This is a genomic window from Shewanella olleyana, assembly GCF_023283825.1.
GTDB classification, from domain to species: Bacteria; Pseudomonadota; Gammaproteobacteria; order Enterobacterales; family Shewanellaceae; genus Shewanella; species Shewanella olleyana.
Window position 1 is genome coordinate 19,453 of sequence record NZ_JAKILD010000003.1, and the last position, 14,866, is coordinate 34,318.

The window sequence follows — 14,866 nt, forward strand, 5'->3', positions numbered from 1 at the left end:
CACTATGCTTTTCAATGACTAGGGCGTGTTGATCTTTGCTGGTTGAATTTTGTTCGAGATAAAAGTGTTTTAATTGAGGCGGATAGATTGATGCCTAGTCATCTAAGCGAAATTCATCCAACAAAGAGTAAAACACTTTTAGTCGAACCCTTTGGGCAGCGTTTGTTGGCCATTTTTACTGCGTTATCGACTTTTTATGTAGAATAACTACACCACAAAGTCTCTGCCTTGTATCAATGGCCAACAATTCGCTGCAAAAACAACCTTGAAAGATCAACACGCCCTGACCATTAGTCAGTCTTTTCGCGTAAATCCATCCGCCTTTTTAAAGCACAAGTTTAACGCTTGTGTACAGCTCCAGACTTCATTACAAACTGCACATCAAGTAATGCATCAATTTGTCTTAATGGGCTCATTTTCATCGCGATCACATCAGCTTGCTTACCTGTTTCAAGGGTGCCTAAACTGTCAGACATACCGATTAAGTCAGCGCCATTAATGGTGGCAGAGATAAGAATATCCTGATTAGACATACCCGCTTGATGCATCAACACTGCCTCTTTGGCATTGTCACCATGACGAGACACTCCGCTATCGGTGCCAAATGCGATATTAACTCCTTGTTTGTACGCATTACCAAAGTTGTTTTGCATATCATTACCCACACGAATCGCTTTCGCTTTAATCGCATCAGACATAAAATTGCCTTTCGATTTCGCCATTTGCACTACAGTATCACCAGCCAATAAAGTCGGCACTAAATAAGCGCCAGACTGTTTAAATAACTTAATTGACTCTTTATTGGCGTAGCTACCGTGCTCAATACTATCGACCCCGGCTCTTAGTGCTGCATTAATCCCTTCAGCGGCATGCGCATGGCTGGCAACTTTTCGACCTAACGCATGGGCGGCATCAATCACTTCTTTTAATTCATCGTTAGCCATTTGCTGACCAGTGCCGGTATTGGTATCAGACAACACCCCACCAGTAGAGGTTATCTTAATCACATCTGCGCCGTATTTTATCGCTCGGCGAGTGGCTCGGCGACAATCATAAGGCCCATCACAAATAGTTTTTGACGTCAGCATATCAAGCAAATCGGGACTCTTACCGTCCACATCGCCATGACCACCAGTAACCGAGACCCCGCCAGAAGCAATAATTCGAGGCCCACTCAACCACCCTTTCGCAATAGCATCACGAAGCGCATATATTTGCTCAGGCTTAGCACCTAAATCTCTGACGGTAGTAAAGCCTGCCATTAAAGTTTTATTGGCAAAATAAGCACTTTTCATCGCGACATCGGCATCAGACATTCGCAATGATTCACTGTCATTTTTGGGGCCGAGCTCACCTTGTAAATGCACATGCATATCCATCAAACCCGCCATGACGAAACTGTCTTTTAAGTCGATATATTCAACAGTATCCGTTGATAACACTTGCTGTTCAGACAATGTGAGGTAGCCCTTTTTAACCTCTGTAATTTTTTCATCAATAATCACTAACGAATATTGCTGCAGCGGTTTCTCACTGGCATCTGTTAGCAACTCCCCTGCATGAATAACCTTATAATCAGCAGCTTGAGCATGGAATATCATAGTGGCTAATGGAAGTGTGCAAAACAATGTTAATGCTTTGGTAAATGAAGTTTTCGGTGATGTTCTGCAAGATAATTGCGACATAATATTCCCTGAAGTTATTATTTCCTTATGTCTAACATGCCTAAATTATTCGATAGTTACAATATCGCAACACACCCATTTGTCGATAAAATCCATTTGCGAGCGAAAACTGATAACGTCTTAGACAATTTTTAGAAGTTACAAATAAATTCAGCGGATTAAAAAGTAAAATCAATTCCCCAATACACTTGCTCGGCATCATTAACAGATAAAGAAATCGCATCGATTGTTTGACCTGAAGAGGTAAAATTATGCTTTAAATAGCGAAATCCAATTTCTGATGTAAAGGCATTGCCAAAATCAAACATCAAACCAGTTTGGCCGCCGTATACGTAACAAGTGTTTGAGTCATAATAGGTTTGATCAATGTCAGTCATTTGAAATTCATGGTCACTTAACCCAGCAGATGCCCCTATAAACCAACTGATTTGGTGGCTTTCATCTAAAGAAAACAATCGATCATAAGACACCAATAGCCCTTCATGCTGAATCATATCTTCAGAATTAAACGAGTAAGTGCCATAAAGTCGGCTTACATCACTCAGCTTAAAACCATTTTTTATTTGATAATTAATGCCACGCTCTTGAGCACTGGATAAACCTGAAGCCGATGAAGCCCCGTGAGTTTGATAACCCACTGTTCCTCCAATAATGGTATCTGCTGCATGTGAAACACCAGGAAGTAAACACATCACGATTACGTTTGTTAGTAAGGTTAATCGAGCCATTTATCCTCCGGCTTTAGCAATAACTACTTTATTATTTACCGAACTAAGTTAAGAAAATGCCGTTTAGCTCAAACTTTCACCTTATTAAATACCCAAAAAGTAAAATTGATCGCAAATTGTGATCTGCTTAAAACTTGTTCAATGGCAACCGTAATGTAATTGACTTAATTTCTTTGAGACACAAAAAAGCCGCCTATCAAGTTTAGATGGCGGCTTTAAAACAATAACGATTGTTATAAATCAAACAATAGCATTAGCTTAGTTTGCGATTTTTAAGTCAGCTTTGTCTGAAATTAGATTTAAGTCAAAATCAAACTCATCAACACGAATAGCACGTTCACGCTTTAGATTATAATCTTGTAATTGCTTGTGCTCATCACCTGTAATGACATTAGCTTCAAGAGCATTATCAAGTGTAATAGAGAAGCGAACACCCGCTTTAAACACACGTTGTTTAAGCGCTTTTTTCACTTTTGAAAGTAATGGTAAACACGCCATTTTAGCAAGATAAGCTTGCTCATTAATGTAGTTACCATCACCTGCAACAGGTTTAATCAAATGAGTCAGTTGCTTCTTAAACGCGGTATCAAGTTGAGCTTGCTCAGCAAGTTCGCGCACTAAGTCATCATTCACTTTTACCATTTTACCTGAGTAAGTCATGGTGATTAAACGCATGAAGTGACGAGTTGGCTTAGATGGGAAGTTTTCTAAAAACGCCAATATGGCTTCTTCAGCTTTACATAATGACCAACGAGTAGCGTACTCAAAATATGGCTTAGCTTGGCTACGCTCGCCAGCAGACACTTTTTGCTCGTAAAAACGAATCGATGCCATTGCTGCATATAAGTAACTCATCACATCACCTAAACGGGCAGATAGCATTTCAGCCTGCTTAAGTTTACCGCCAAGTACCAGTAGCGAGAAATCGGCATAAACAGCCAATTTTGATGCAAGCTTATGAACAGATTTTTCATAGCTAATCACTTCTGGGAGTTTTGACTGAGCAGGCGCTGTAAATGGCAATAAACCTAATTTAAATGCGCGTAAGCTGTTACCCACACTGTAGCCGATAGTTTGTCTAAAGATGCGGTTGAAGGTTTTATCTGCATCACTTGCATCGCTATGGATAGACTCAACCATGCTTTGTAAGTGTGGATGACAACGCATTACTCCTTGACCAAAAATCATTAAGTTACGCGTAAGGATGTTGGCACCCTCAACCGTAATAGCAATTGGCTGAGCAACATAACCTGAAGCTAAAGTATTTTGTGGACCACGTTGAATCGCTTTACCCGCTTGAATATCCATCGCCGAATCTAAAATATCACGACCCAGTTCAGTCATGTGGTACTTAGCAATCGCGGTAACAACAGACGGCTTTAATCCTAAACCTAAACCTTCGGTAGTTAACACGCGCATGGCTTCTTGCAAGTATGTTTTACCTGCAATATCAGCAAGCTTTTCTTGGATACCTTCAAACTTACCAATAGATAAACCAAATTGTTCACGCACTGCAGCATATTCAGCAGAAGACTTAAATGAACACTGACTGACTGAAACACCCAATGCAGGTAATGAAATACCACGGCCAGCACCTAGACAGCTCACTAGCATCTGCCAACCACGACCAATTTTCTCTTGGCCACCAATAATAAAGTCCATTGGAATAAATACGTTTTCACCGCGAGTCGTACCGTTATAAAAACGACAGCCCATAGGATCATGACGGTTACCCAATTGCACACCAGGATGCGCTTTAGGGATCAACGCACAAGTAATACCAAGTTGTTCTTTACCGCCTAGTAACCCTTGTGGATCTTCAACTTTAAACGCTAAGCCTAATACGGTCGCGATAGGCGCTAAGGTAATGTAACGCTTGTCCCACGTGACCGATAAACCTAATACTTCTTTGCCTTCGTATTCGCCCATGGTGACAGTCCCGATATCAGGGATACCACCAGCATCTGAGCCTGCTTCAGGACTGGTAAGCGCAAAACAAGGGATTTCTAAACCATTAGCTAAACGAGGTAGCCAAAAATCGCGTTGGCTATCTAAACCGTAATGCATCAATAACTCACCTGGTCCTAGGGAGTTAGGTACCATTACGGTAACTGCTACAGCTGAACTTTTGGCAGCAATAGTCGCTACAATCGTTGAGTTCGCGTAAGGGCTAAACTCTAATCCGCCGTATGATTTAGGAATAATTAGCGAGAAGAATTTATTTTCTTTGAGGAAGGTCAGTACATCATCTGGCAAGTGCTTACCATTTTGAATATCAAAATCATCGACCATTTCAATCAATGTTTGCACAGGACCATCTAAGAAAGCTTGTTCATCAAGACTCAATGTTGCATTTGGAATATCACGCAATGCAGCGAAGTCTGGAATACCTTGATAAATTGAGCCTTCTAACCAAACATCTCCCGCATCAAGCGCTTCTTGTTCAGTCGTTGAAATACTCGGCAATACTTTTTTAAATGTTGTTCTTATGCTCATAGTTCTACACTCATCAGACCAGAATAATAGTGTGCATTACGTCACAAAAATTAAATTAGATCAAATATTCTAATTGAGAAATAAAGCTAATATTTACAGTAACAAAGCACACCATAAAAATAATTATCGCCAATTCATGAACTTACACATGTACGCTGAAGATAAAAATAATTAAAAAATTTATACGCTCGTTTGAATTTTTATAAAAAATAACCAAAAATGACATCAATTTCGAATAAATTGCTTCAATGTTTTTCGTAAAAAACGGTTAAATTATGAGGTTAAATTTTTGGCGTATAATCAATAGTCATTCAATATGTGTAAAAGCTAATAATAAAAAAGAAGGTTTTACTATGTGCGGTAGAATGGAAGTATTACTGGGTGGAATGAAAGGCTTGCTTGACCAAGTGTTTGATGAACCTTTAAGTATCCAAACTAACCTTGATTTAAGACCCACTGATCCTGTTACTGCTCTGAGTTCTTCAGAAGGCAAACTTATTGCCACTCAACAAAGCTGGGGCATACAACCCACATGGTCTAAAAAACTTATCATTAATGCACAAGCTGAAACCGTTGCCGATAAAACCACTTTTGCCAGCGCTTTTGAGCAACATCGATGTATAGTGCCTTGCAGTGGTTGGTTTGAATGGCGGGATGAAGGACAAGCTAAAAAACAAAAATATCGTTTTTCACATGCTGCCGATAAGCCTTTGTTCATGGCTGGTGTTATTTACCCAGAGCTACAGCAATTGGTTACCCTAACGATTACCCCGAATGAAAAGTGCGCCCAATATCATCATCGCATGCCTTTGTTTATTCCTTCTACCGCCATTAATACTTGGCTTAATGACAAGCCACAGCAACTTGCCCCATTAATGCAAGCCCTACCCGATAAATGGATTAAGGTGACAGCCGTCTAAGTCATTATTGTCAATTGCGTTCATCTTGTGTTCATCTAATGACACATATACTGCTTTTACTCTTAGATGATGTCGTGTTTTTCGCGATCGTCAAAACCAATTTAAAAAAATTAGAATTTTATTAAGCAGATCACAACCTTGAGAATTATCTATGTTAGAAAATGCAAAAAGGTGGCTTTAAGCGCTAAATTAAGTTCCAATTAACATAAATCAATAATATGGTATTTAAGTAAAGTAATTTTATATTTGAAGATCTGTCCTTTCAAATTTAAAGCTGCGTTACATATACTAAATTTAAAATGTGCTAACCAATATTCAGTGTCCTTAGTTATTAAGTAACGGATTTCTTTGCATTAAGAGATATGATCATTGAGTCAGCGCGAGTTGTTAGGTTATTACACCTAACATGGGCGATACTGCCCCTTAACTGATGATGGAGTTACTATGAAATATTTAGCTATGATTGCTGCAATTATGTTTGCAAGTTCTGCTTTTGCTGTTGACTGTGTTGATTGTCATAATTCAATCAATGTTGAAGAGCATGTAGAAATGGATGCAAACCTTCAGACATGTGATGATTGTCACGGTTTTACTGACCATCACGAATTAGATGCTGACTTACACACGTCTGATCTAACAATCACTGATTGTGCTGATTGTCACGGTGTAGACTAAATACCTCCGGGTATTTTAGTCCTTTAACCTTGATTTAAGCACTGCATTTGCAGATTGACCATTACCAGATTTGGCCAAGCTAGTTCACTAAATCAAGCGTTAAACTCTCTATAAAGAGAATAAAACCAGTTGTTCGCTCAACTGGTTTTTTTGTACCTGCTATTCAGTAAACCTTTCAGCCTCTAATCACTGGCTAAATTTAGTCTATTGCTTTCACGATGGCATCAAAGCTAGTTTGCGGGTTTGTATAATCTAAAGGAATACCAACTGCTTGACCGTTCACTTCAAGTACCAAAGATGGAAAACCTCTAATTGGCAATTGATGCACTGTCTGTAATTCCGTGATGAATTTTTGATTAAGTTCAGTCGACAATAATCGCGTTTTAAATGCGTGCCCATCCATGCCGATACTCACCGCAGTATAAATCAGTGTATCGATATCTGAAGGGTTTTTAGCTTGTAAATAATAAGCCTGTTGAATGGCTAATATCATTGCTTGCTCAAGTCCAAATTCACGCGCTATTAAACACGCACGGCAAGCAGGATATGTTGAACGTCTCGGCTGACACTCTTGCCAAAATGCGTGGTTAAATTCAGTTCCTAATTGAGCAGAAATCTTATGCCAAGTTTGCGATAAAAACTGCTGCATATCTTGTGGCATCGCAGCATCAGAGTCCGGAGCTAACCCTCCGAGACGATAATCAATTTTCAGCGATGGAATTTGTTCATTTAGCTGTTGCTGCAGCGCAAGCCATGCTGGCTTATAGCCCCAACACCAACTACACATTGGGTCGTAAACATAGATGAGTCGTGCGGATCCAGTGGTCATTTTTCTCTCTTTAGAATCATTTTATGAGTGCAAAAATCAGCATCCATCTTATCCCAATAAAGCAAAATTAACTGACTTTAGCTAAAGCTATATTTATTAATTTCATCTTAATGGCTAGTTACATTTACTCGCTATGGCTTGCAAACAGGGAATCACGTTATAATTAGCGCCAACATTTTTGGAGAGTAACAACATGGCCAGAACAGCCGCAGCATTACACATTTTAGTTAAGCACAGACAACAAGCTGAAGATCTCATTAAACAACTTGAGAATGGTGCAAAGTTTGACGTTCTCGCTAAAAAACACTCTTCATGTCCATCAGGTAAAAGTGGTGGTAACTTAGGTGAGTTCAAAAAAGGTCAAATGGTACCGCAGTTTGATAAAGTCTGCTTTACAGGTGAACTCATCACTCCACATCTTGTTAAAACTAAATTCGGTTGGCATGTTATTAAAGTCTTATACCGCACTTAAATTGAATCTATACATTAAATCAAATGCTTGAATCAAATGATTGAATCAATCTTTTAGCCAAGGCTCTCACCTCAATTTAAGGCTGCTACCCACTGCGATGAATAAAGTGTTTATAATCGGTTTACCAAGAACTGGCACCACGAGTGTGAGTGTCGCTTTACTTGAACAAGGCTTTAAAGTCGCTCACATCGGCCTAACGAAACGCGCTTTTGAAGTGGCAGATGTGGTGTCTGATGTGCCTTGTTTTTGTGATTACCCTCAGCTAGACAAACTTTTTCCACATGCCAAATTTGTGTATGTTGATCGACCAGTCGATGCTTGGGTTAACTCTATACAGATGCTGCTGACAAAAATGGCGCCCAACTTAGCAGATAAAACAGGCACCTTTCATCCTATTTTAAAACGCTGTTTTAAGCAGACATTCGGCGATTTGAAGGCTGATGATTTATTAGATAAAACTCGACTTAAGCAATGTTACCTTTCCCACCAGCAAGCAGTTTTTGACTACTTTGAAGGTCGTAATGATTTGCTCACTATCACGTTAAATGAACCTGATAGTTTACAAACATTATTGCGCTTTATTGGTGTTAGCGACGAAGCAATTAAGCGTAATGACACCGTAGACTTTCCCGTCCTCAACGTAGGTACTCATGTGGCTAGCTGGGGAGAATATAAACACCCGAATAAAGTGAACACCAATTTAGCTGGCCCTGAACATAGAAAGTTCTTCGATTATCAAAAACTAGGCTTAGCCAATTACTGCGCAAATTAATATTTTGTCATTATGTAACTGCCGCTAGATTTGCTATAACTTACTCATAATGACTTAAACCCTGACACAATGCTTAGGTCATTGAAAGTTGTAGCTCATCGCTCAGTAAAAAGTGTAGCTTATCACTCACTGAAAGTTGTAGCTCAGTGCTTACTAAAAACTGTTTAGATGATCGCTAACTGAAAAGTCTGTAGCAGTATACGACTTACTGTATAACGCACCTAACCGTCATAGCCAAAAGAGAACCCCATGAACAGTAGAGCTTTTTTTATCGGACTATTTATTTTATCTATTAGCCCAATGTCGTTTGCGGCAAGTTTACTAGAACTGCCTAATAGCGTTGAGGTTACAGTCTTTAATGGCAAAGCATATGAGAGGAATGACGATATCGCTTTGGAGAAGGGTCAAAACCAAATCGTCTTTCGTTACGTGGTGAATTACCGTGATAACGGCATGCAGACTCTGTTTAATTCAAATGCCGTTGTGCTGACATTCGATGCTGATGATGCTCAATACCAACTTACACTGCCCACCATTCGTAATAAGAATGCCGCCAACAAATTTAATCGAGAACCAGAAGTCAATTTGAGCAGTAATCAAAGTGATTCAGTCCCGCATAAAATTGATGTGTTACGTAAATCAGGCATACAGATAGGCCGAGACTATGTTGAAGAAATGCACACCTACAATCAAACTCAGCAAGTCGCTGCAGTAGCTGCTTTTGCACCCGCTTTAACAGCTCCAACGGCTACAACAGGAGTAACTTCTACAACGGCTCCTGCTGTGGCAGTTGCTCCCATTGCGACAACATCTACTGCCGCAGTAACAAGCCAGCCTAAGGTCGTAACACCTAAAACCATTGCTGAAGATCAGGCTGAAATTAGCGAGATGCTAGATTACTGGTATAACAAAGCTAACCAAGACACTAAGGCGAAGTTTAAAGCTAAAATTAATCAGTAAGGCTTAGCTGCTCAATCCTGAGCGCTTTAAGAGCGCTCAGATAGCTCAATGCTAAGTAATTAGTATGTTGCCATTCACTAAATAGCCATTCACTTAATAGCTATTCACTTAATAACATCGAGCTTTAATGTTCGTCCTAACTTAGAGCAAGCATCACCTCAAGCTGCAACTAACCAATTCATTCTGCATTACTTTTTATCATTTAAATTCAAAAACCACTTTTAACATTTCGGTAACCTTGGTTATGATAGCCAAGTCATTCCAATGGGTAACTCAACATGTCTTTCAGCCTGACTAAGGTTTTACAATCAAAACTAACCAAGTACACGCTTGCCACCATACTGCTATTGTCTTCAGGGCTCATCTTAGCAGTGTACTGTATTTTAAGACTCAGTATGCCAAGCTTATCCACTACAGTTAACAGCTCAGACATTGCCAAACCCGTCACCATTGAACGGGATACCTTAGGCACCGCGATAATTACCGCCAGCAACCGTATTGATGCATCTTATGCCATGGGTTATGCCCATAGCCAAGACCGATTTTTTCAAATGGATTTGCTTCGCCGAAATTCAGCAGGTGAGTTATCAGAAATATTTGGTAAAGCGGCGTTAGACCTAGATAAAAGCCGTCGATTCCACCAGCTTAGAAAACGTGCTCAAACGATTTTCGAAAATCTGCCACAACAAGATAAAGCCTCCCTAAGTGCATACACTAAAGGGGTAAATCAAGCATTAGCAGATCAAACAGTATTATCTTTTGAATACTTGCTGACAAACTCAACACCTCGCGAATGGCATGAAACTGACAGTTTATTAGTGATTTACAGCATGTACCTTGATTTACAAGGCAACACGATTAAGCGTGATATGGCACTCACTCAACTTCAGCAAGCTTTTGGTAATGAAATGCTCGATTTCTTAATCCAGCCAAGTCATCACCAAGCCGCATTAGATGATAGCCAAATCCCACTCTATCAAGGTGGTATCCCTGAGTTAGAAGAGCAAATACTTATCAGTGCGCTCAAACAAGATATTAAAGAACCTGTAGAAGTCGGCAGTAATAACTGGGCTGTGACAGGAGAATTAACCCAGTCAGGAAGAGCAATGTTGTCTGATGACATGCATCTATCATTTGCGGTGCCTATTATTTGGTACCGTGCCCAGCTCAACTTTCCAGACTCATCAAATAGCAACAGCACTGAAGAAATGTTGCAAATTACAGGAGTATCATTACCCGGTGCTCCCGCTATTGTTGTCGGCTCTAATGGTAAGTTGGCTTGGGGCTTTACCAACAGTTATATCGATACTGCGGACTGGATTGAAATCAGTTCAGATACTGAAATAGATCTTGAATACGAACCGATCAATTTACCTGAAGGCCAAATTAATTATACCGTTCAAGTATCAAAATACGGCCCAGTGAAAACCGTTGCCGGCATTAGCTACGCATTATCTTGGGTCGGTCACACAGACTATGCGGTCAATATGGCTCTACTATCATTAGAGACCGCAGACAGCGTTGATCAAGCCGCAGAGCTTGCCACGCAATTGGGTATTCCAGCACAAAATATGCTCCTAGCTGATGATCAAGGCAATGCAGGCTGGAAAATCGCTGGCGCAGTTCCTTCACGTACCAACCCATCTGATACGGCTCAATCAACTAAAGGTTACCAAGACAGTAACTGGCAGCAACAGCAACCAATCATGCCAGAAGTCATCAACCCTGAGAGCCAACGTATTTGGACAGCAAACTCAAGAGTACTCTCTGCCGAAGAGCAATTAAGGTTCGGCGATGGAGGTTATGCTCTCGGTGCAAGGTCAGCTCAAATTCGCGATAGGTTGATGGAAAAAAACAGCTTTAATGAAGATAATTTTTATCAATTACAGCTTGATAACGAGGCATTGTTTTTAGCACCTTGGCAGCAATATTTACTTGAAGTATTAAGTGAGCAGCCCGTCGTATTTGCAGAGGATATCAAACTGATAGCAAACTGGGGCAATTGCGCCTGTGCAGACTCTGTCGGTTACACCTTAGTTAGACACTTTAGAACGGCATTAATTGATCAAACATTTGCCCCCATTGAAACTGAACTAAAAGAGCGTGATAGCGGCTTATCAGTTATAAAACGTTATTTAGAAACACCTATGTGGCAGCTTATTAAGCAGCAGCCAAGCAGTTGGCTCCCGCGTGAGCACACTAATTGGCAAGCGTTTGCCATTAGTGCATATCAAGACTCAATAAAGTCACTACTGGAGAAACATAGTAAAAAACGCAAATTAGCAGATTTACGCTGGGGCAAAGTGAATCAACTTCAAATACAGCACCCCTTTTCAAAACAGTTACCACAATTAAGCCGTTGGTTAGATATGCCTACCATAGAAGGCTTTGGTGATAGCTTTATGCCCGCAGTGCAACGCAAATCATTTGGCGCATCGCAGCGCTTTATTGTTCAACCCGGCGCTGAGCAAGATGCCATTATGTCGATACCTGGCGGACAATCAGGCCATCCATTATCCCCTTATTATCGCAATGGCTTTGACCAATATGTAAAACAACAACACACGCCGTTGTTACCGACTGAAATTGAACATACTTTAATCATCAAGCCGCTCATTGATAATCAAGTAAAGCTTTCTAATACAGAAATGAAAGTACCTTAAGTAGCTCATAATATATGAATCCATATTTAAAATATAAACTCAACTTTTAAGAAGGAACTTAAAGTGAAAATTAAACTTATCGCCATACTATTGATGGCAACGGGCTGCGCCTCAAACGAACCTACATCCATTCAATCTCCATCGGTAATCTCCAACACTATGAGCATTATTGCCAGTGCTTCTGAAGCTGCCCCTAACGGCGTTCTTGGTGAGTATCAACTCAATATTAAAGCTGCCGGTACTCAAAGAGGGGTGGTTTTTCTAAATACCGAACTAGATTACCGCGATCAACGCTGCGTTACAGTCACTCTATCACCATCGATAAGCGCGCAACTTGCTTCGAAATACGGTCAATCACCTCAAGCATTTTTCATCAACAAATCCATCATGGTGAAAGGCCAAGCTAAAAGGCAAAAAATAGACTTTTACTCTAAAGGGAAGAGAACCGATAAGTATTATTATCAAACCCATATTTTAGTTAAAGACTTATCTCAAATAGAAGTTATAGTTGATAAAGCTTATACCCAAACAACTTGAAGATACGTGTTTCAGAGCTTCACCGTGTTTTCAATACTAGGCGCGTTAATGCGGTAATGTAGATACCTTATAAATTAGCGCAACAACGTAGTGGGAACACGGTGAAACTCCCTGAGGGCAAGTTTTACACGCGTTTATGCTGCGTTATTGATTTTGAAAAGGGAATAACCATTACCCGCAATCAATGCCTTGCCTAAACGCGTGTAAATTCTTGCTGAAATCGAGCATCTTCAGGTTGTTTGGGTATAAATCCAACTTCCCTTTCTTAATCACCATCTAAAACGCCATAAGGAATCACTTATCTCAAAGCACATTATTATCTTTGATGGCGTTTGTAACCTATGCAATGGCGCAGTTAACTTCATCATTAAACGTGACCACCAAGATGTGTTTGCTTTTACACCGATGCAAAGTGAAACAGCGCAAGCGTTAATGACAGAATATCAATTGGAAGATATTGGATTTGATTCGTTTATTTTAATAAAAGATGGAAAGTATTTACTAAGAAGTGATGCCGCTTTAGAGATAACAAAAGATCTATCTGGACTGTGGTTTTTATGTAGAGTATTTAAGGTATTACCCACTGGATTTCGAGATTACTTTTACCGCGTTTTAGCTAACAATCGTTACCGTATTTTTGGTAAATCTGAAACCTGTATGCTTCCTACTCCTCAGCTGAAAAACAAATTTTTAGAATAGTGACTTTATCAACTATCAGCGACTACATCCCAGCTACTAAATCTCAGCTACTAAATCTCAGCTACTACATTTCAGCTACTACCTCTCATACATCTCAGCAAAGTAAATGAAATTAAATCGCTTACTGATTCTCAGCCGCTTTTACCGTTATACGTTCTTGATTTGATAAGCGGATTTGAATGCCATCAACGGTAGTAATACGCTGCGCTTCAATGTCTTTTTTACGCACTTGATAACTAGCTGACATGGCTTCGACAGGCGATGATATCGTCACCTCTACGACAGTATTATCGTCATACCAAGTCCAGCCCCAGAAACCCGCAGATGCAATCATCGACACTGCTATCATGGCATAAATAACTGCACGGCTTAAAAATGGCGAGCTTTCAACAGCAAGTGCTTCACTGCGACTCACTTTACTGCCTCGACCACTGCGCAAATACGCAAAAGCACCTACTATCACTAAAAGTGTGACTAGAATTTTTGTCAGCACGTCATCTTCCACCCGTCATTAATTAAACTCGATTATAACTAATCTAGATTAATTTAACGTTATCTAGCCCACATCACCAGTGCATGGTTGAGTTGATATGCGAACATGCATTGTCTTGGATAACAAAACCTATGAAGCCGATTCTGAAATCGCATCTTGGATCAATTGTTGTATTTGCTCTGGGTGGTCAAGTGTAGCGTCATGACCGCACTGCTCCACTTGCAGTAATGGGGTATGATAAAAGTCCGCTAATGCTTGGCTGCACTTAGGGTTCGCCAATTTGTCTTGATTAGCGCCGATAATGCTCACACTACAATGACCAAACCAAGTACATTGATAACGTGCTGCGGCGTAAGTCTGTCTCGCACCATTGATTATGCTGGTGTGCAGTTGACTACGCATCTTGCCCCAATCGCTAATAACACTTTCATCATGAGCTTTCGTCACTGTGGTGTAATTGAGAACACACGACTCAATAAAACTTAAATTAGCAGCTTTGTGTCGATACCAAATCGAACTGATGAGTGGTGTTAATTGAAAACGCTGATACCAAGGCGATAAATTACCAGCACTGGAATTAATTAGAACGACATGACGCACTTGTTTATGGCGTTGTCTGGCCATCTCTAGCGCTATCATGCCACCCATCGACACGCCAATAATCACTAACTCTCGGCTAAAATCTGGATTATCGTTAAGGCCTTTATCAATTTGCTGCCAAATATCATCGCTGTAATTACCAATCGTTAAATGGCTTGGCTTTGAAGCTAAAGTTCCATTGCCTGTCGCATCAGGGGTTAATACGTCTATTCCATCGTCTCGCAGCTGAGCGTCAAAACCATACCAGTGACGGCTATCTCGCATTAATCCACGTAATAACACCCAAGTTGCCATCAGAATACTCCTTTGCTTCGACTGCGAATTTAGCGGTTGCTAT

General features: G+C 40.3%; 14 protein-coding genes and 1 pseudogene. 9 read left to right on the top strand and 6 right to left on the bottom strand.

Going from position 1 to position 14,866, the window contains the following annotated elements; genetic code table 11:
* The first annotated feature begins 90 nt into the window (after nucleotides 1-90).
* Nucleotides 91-294, top strand: a pseudogene (locus L2735_RS20145) (hypothetical protein).
* Nucleotides 295-338: 44 nt separating this feature from the next.
* Here L2735_RS20145 and L2735_RS02815 read toward each other — a convergent pair.
* The 3 genes from L2735_RS02815 to L2735_RS02825 all read right to left on the bottom strand — a co-directional run bounded on the left by L2735_RS02815 (nucleotide 339) and on the right by L2735_RS02825 (nucleotide 4,909).
* The gene (locus tag L2735_RS02815; protein WP_248983428.1) at nucleotides 339-1,601 is read right to left on the bottom strand and encodes a metal-dependent hydrolase family protein; all 1,263 of its coding nucleotides are present in this window, start codon (nucleotides 1,599-1,601) and stop codon (nucleotides 339-341) included.
* Between the two features lie 242 nt (nucleotides 1,602-1,843).
* Complete coding sequence (locus tag L2735_RS02820) at nucleotides 1,844-2,413, bottom strand: hypothetical protein (RefSeq protein ID WP_248983258.1); 570 nt, start codon at nucleotides 2,411-2,413, stop codon at nucleotides 1,844-1,846.
* Between the two features lie 258 nt (nucleotides 2,414-2,671).
* Nucleotides 2,672-4,909 carry an acyl-CoA dehydrogenase gene (locus tag L2735_RS02825; RefSeq protein WP_248983259.1) on the bottom strand — a complete coding sequence of 746 codons (2,238 nt, stop codon included), beginning with the start codon at nucleotides 4,907-4,909 and terminating at the stop codon, nucleotides 2,672-2,674.
* A 353-nt stretch (nucleotides 4,910-5,262) separates the two neighbouring features.
* Between L2735_RS02825 and L2735_RS02830 the strand changes: the two genes are divergently transcribed.
* Nucleotides 5,263-5,829 (top strand): SOS response-associated peptidase, encoded by a 567-nt coding sequence (locus L2735_RS02830; RefSeq protein ID WP_248983260.1) that lies wholly within the window; start codon nucleotides 5,263-5,265, stop codon nucleotides 5,827-5,829.
* 444 nt (nucleotides 5,830-6,273) lie between these two features.
* A complete protein-coding gene (locus L2735_RS02835; protein WP_248983261.1) occupies nucleotides 6,274-6,504 on the top strand; it encodes a hypothetical protein in 231 nt (76 codons plus the stop codon).
* Nucleotides 6,505-6,703: 199 nt separating this feature from the next.
* Here the strand turns inward: L2735_RS02835 and L2735_RS02840 are convergent, their stop codons facing one another.
* Nucleotides 6,704-7,333 (bottom strand): DsbA family protein, encoded by a 630-nt coding sequence (locus tag L2735_RS02840; protein ID WP_248983262.1) that lies wholly within the window; start codon nucleotides 7,331-7,333, stop codon nucleotides 6,704-6,706.
* A 193-nt stretch (nucleotides 7,334-7,526) separates the two neighbouring features.
* Between L2735_RS02840 and ppiC the strand changes: the two genes are divergently transcribed.
* The 6 genes from ppiC to L2735_RS02870 all read left to right on the top strand — a co-directional run bounded on the left by ppiC (nucleotide 7,527) and on the right by L2735_RS02870 (nucleotide 13,436).
* Nucleotides 7,527-7,805: a peptidylprolyl isomerase PpiC gene (gene ppiC, locus L2735_RS02845; RefSeq protein WP_248983263.1), complete on the top strand. Its 279-nt coding sequence runs from the start codon at nucleotides 7,527-7,529 to the stop codon at nucleotides 7,803-7,805.
* A 97-nt stretch (nucleotides 7,806-7,902) separates the two neighbouring features.
* Nucleotides 7,903-8,577 (top strand): sulfotransferase family protein, encoded by a 675-nt coding sequence (locus L2735_RS02850; RefSeq protein WP_248983264.1) that lies wholly within the window; start codon nucleotides 7,903-7,905, stop codon nucleotides 8,575-8,577.
* Between the two features lie 249 nt (nucleotides 8,578-8,826).
* The gene (locus tag L2735_RS02855; RefSeq protein ID WP_248983265.1) at nucleotides 8,827-9,537 is read left to right on the top strand and encodes a YccT family protein; all 711 of its coding nucleotides are present in this window, start codon (nucleotides 8,827-8,829) and stop codon (nucleotides 9,535-9,537) included.
* Nucleotides 9,538-9,815: 278 nt separating this feature from the next.
* Nucleotides 9,816-12,200 (top strand): penicillin acylase family protein, encoded by a 2,385-nt coding sequence (locus tag L2735_RS02860; protein WP_248983266.1) that lies wholly within the window; start codon nucleotides 9,816-9,818, stop codon nucleotides 12,198-12,200.
* 63 nt (nucleotides 12,201-12,263) lie between these two features.
* Complete coding sequence (locus L2735_RS02865) at nucleotides 12,264-12,737, top strand: hypothetical protein (RefSeq protein ID WP_248983267.1); 474 nt, start codon at nucleotides 12,264-12,266, stop codon at nucleotides 12,735-12,737.
* 318 nt (nucleotides 12,738-13,055) lie between these two features.
* On the top strand, nucleotides 13,056-13,436 hold the full coding sequence (locus L2735_RS02870) for a thiol-disulfide oxidoreductase DCC family protein (RefSeq protein ID WP_346348120.1): 381 nt from the start codon (nucleotides 13,056-13,058) through the stop codon (nucleotides 13,434-13,436).
* A gap of 121 nt (nucleotides 13,437-13,557) precedes the next feature.
* Here the strand turns inward: L2735_RS02870 and L2735_RS02875 are convergent, their stop codons facing one another.
* Both L2735_RS02875 and L2735_RS02880 read right to left on the bottom strand, forming a co-directional pair.
* Nucleotides 13,558-13,929 carry a hypothetical protein gene (locus L2735_RS02875; protein ID WP_248983268.1) on the bottom strand — a complete coding sequence of 124 codons (372 nt, stop codon included), beginning with the start codon at nucleotides 13,927-13,929 and terminating at the stop codon, nucleotides 13,558-13,560.
* Between the two features lie 129 nt (nucleotides 13,930-14,058).
* Nucleotides 14,059-14,823, bottom strand: a complete 765-nt coding sequence (locus L2735_RS02880; protein ID WP_248983269.1) for an alpha/beta fold hydrolase — start codon at nucleotides 14,821-14,823, stop codon at nucleotides 14,059-14,061.
* Between the last annotated feature and the right edge of the window lie 43 nt (nucleotides 14,824-14,866).

What these genes read in the sequence shown, in the direction of transcription:
- L2735_RS02815 (WP_248983428.1), bottom strand. Translation starts at nt 1,601, where the DNA reads ATGATATTCCATGCTCAAGCTGCTGATTATAAGGTTATTCATGCAGGG.
- L2735_RS02820 (WP_248983258.1), bottom strand. Translation starts at nt 2,413, where the DNA reads ATGGCTCGATTAACCTTACTAACAAACGTAATCGTGATGTGTTTACTT.
- L2735_RS02825 (WP_248983259.1), bottom strand. Translation starts at nt 4,909, where the DNA reads ATGAGCATAAGAACAACATTTAAAAAAGTATTGCCGAGTATTTCAACG.
- L2735_RS02830 (WP_248983260.1), top strand. Translation starts at nt 5,263, where the DNA reads ATGTGCGGTAGAATGGAAGTATTACTGGGTGGAATGAAAGGCTTGCTT.
- L2735_RS02835 (WP_248983261.1), top strand. Translation starts at nt 6,274, where the DNA reads ATGAAATATTTAGCTATGATTGCTGCAATTATGTTTGCAAGTTCTGCT.
- L2735_RS02840 (WP_248983262.1), bottom strand. Translation starts at nt 7,333, where the DNA reads ATGACCACTGGATCCGCACGACTCATCTATGTTTACGACCCAATGTGT.
- ppiC (WP_248983263.1), top strand. Translation starts at nt 7,527, where the DNA reads ATGGCCAGAACAGCCGCAGCATTACACATTTTAGTTAAGCACAGACAA.
- L2735_RS02850 (WP_248983264.1), top strand. Translation starts at nt 7,903, where the DNA reads ATGAATAAAGTGTTTATAATCGGTTTACCAAGAACTGGCACCACGAGT.
- L2735_RS02855 (WP_248983265.1), top strand. Translation starts at nt 8,827, where the DNA reads ATGAACAGTAGAGCTTTTTTTATCGGACTATTTATTTTATCTATTAGC.
- L2735_RS02860 (WP_248983266.1), top strand. Translation starts at nt 9,816, where the DNA reads ATGTCTTTCAGCCTGACTAAGGTTTTACAATCAAAACTAACCAAGTAC.
- L2735_RS02880 (WP_248983269.1), bottom strand. Translation starts at nt 14,823, where the DNA reads ATGGCAACTTGGGTGTTATTACGTGGATTAATGCGAGATAGCCGTCAC.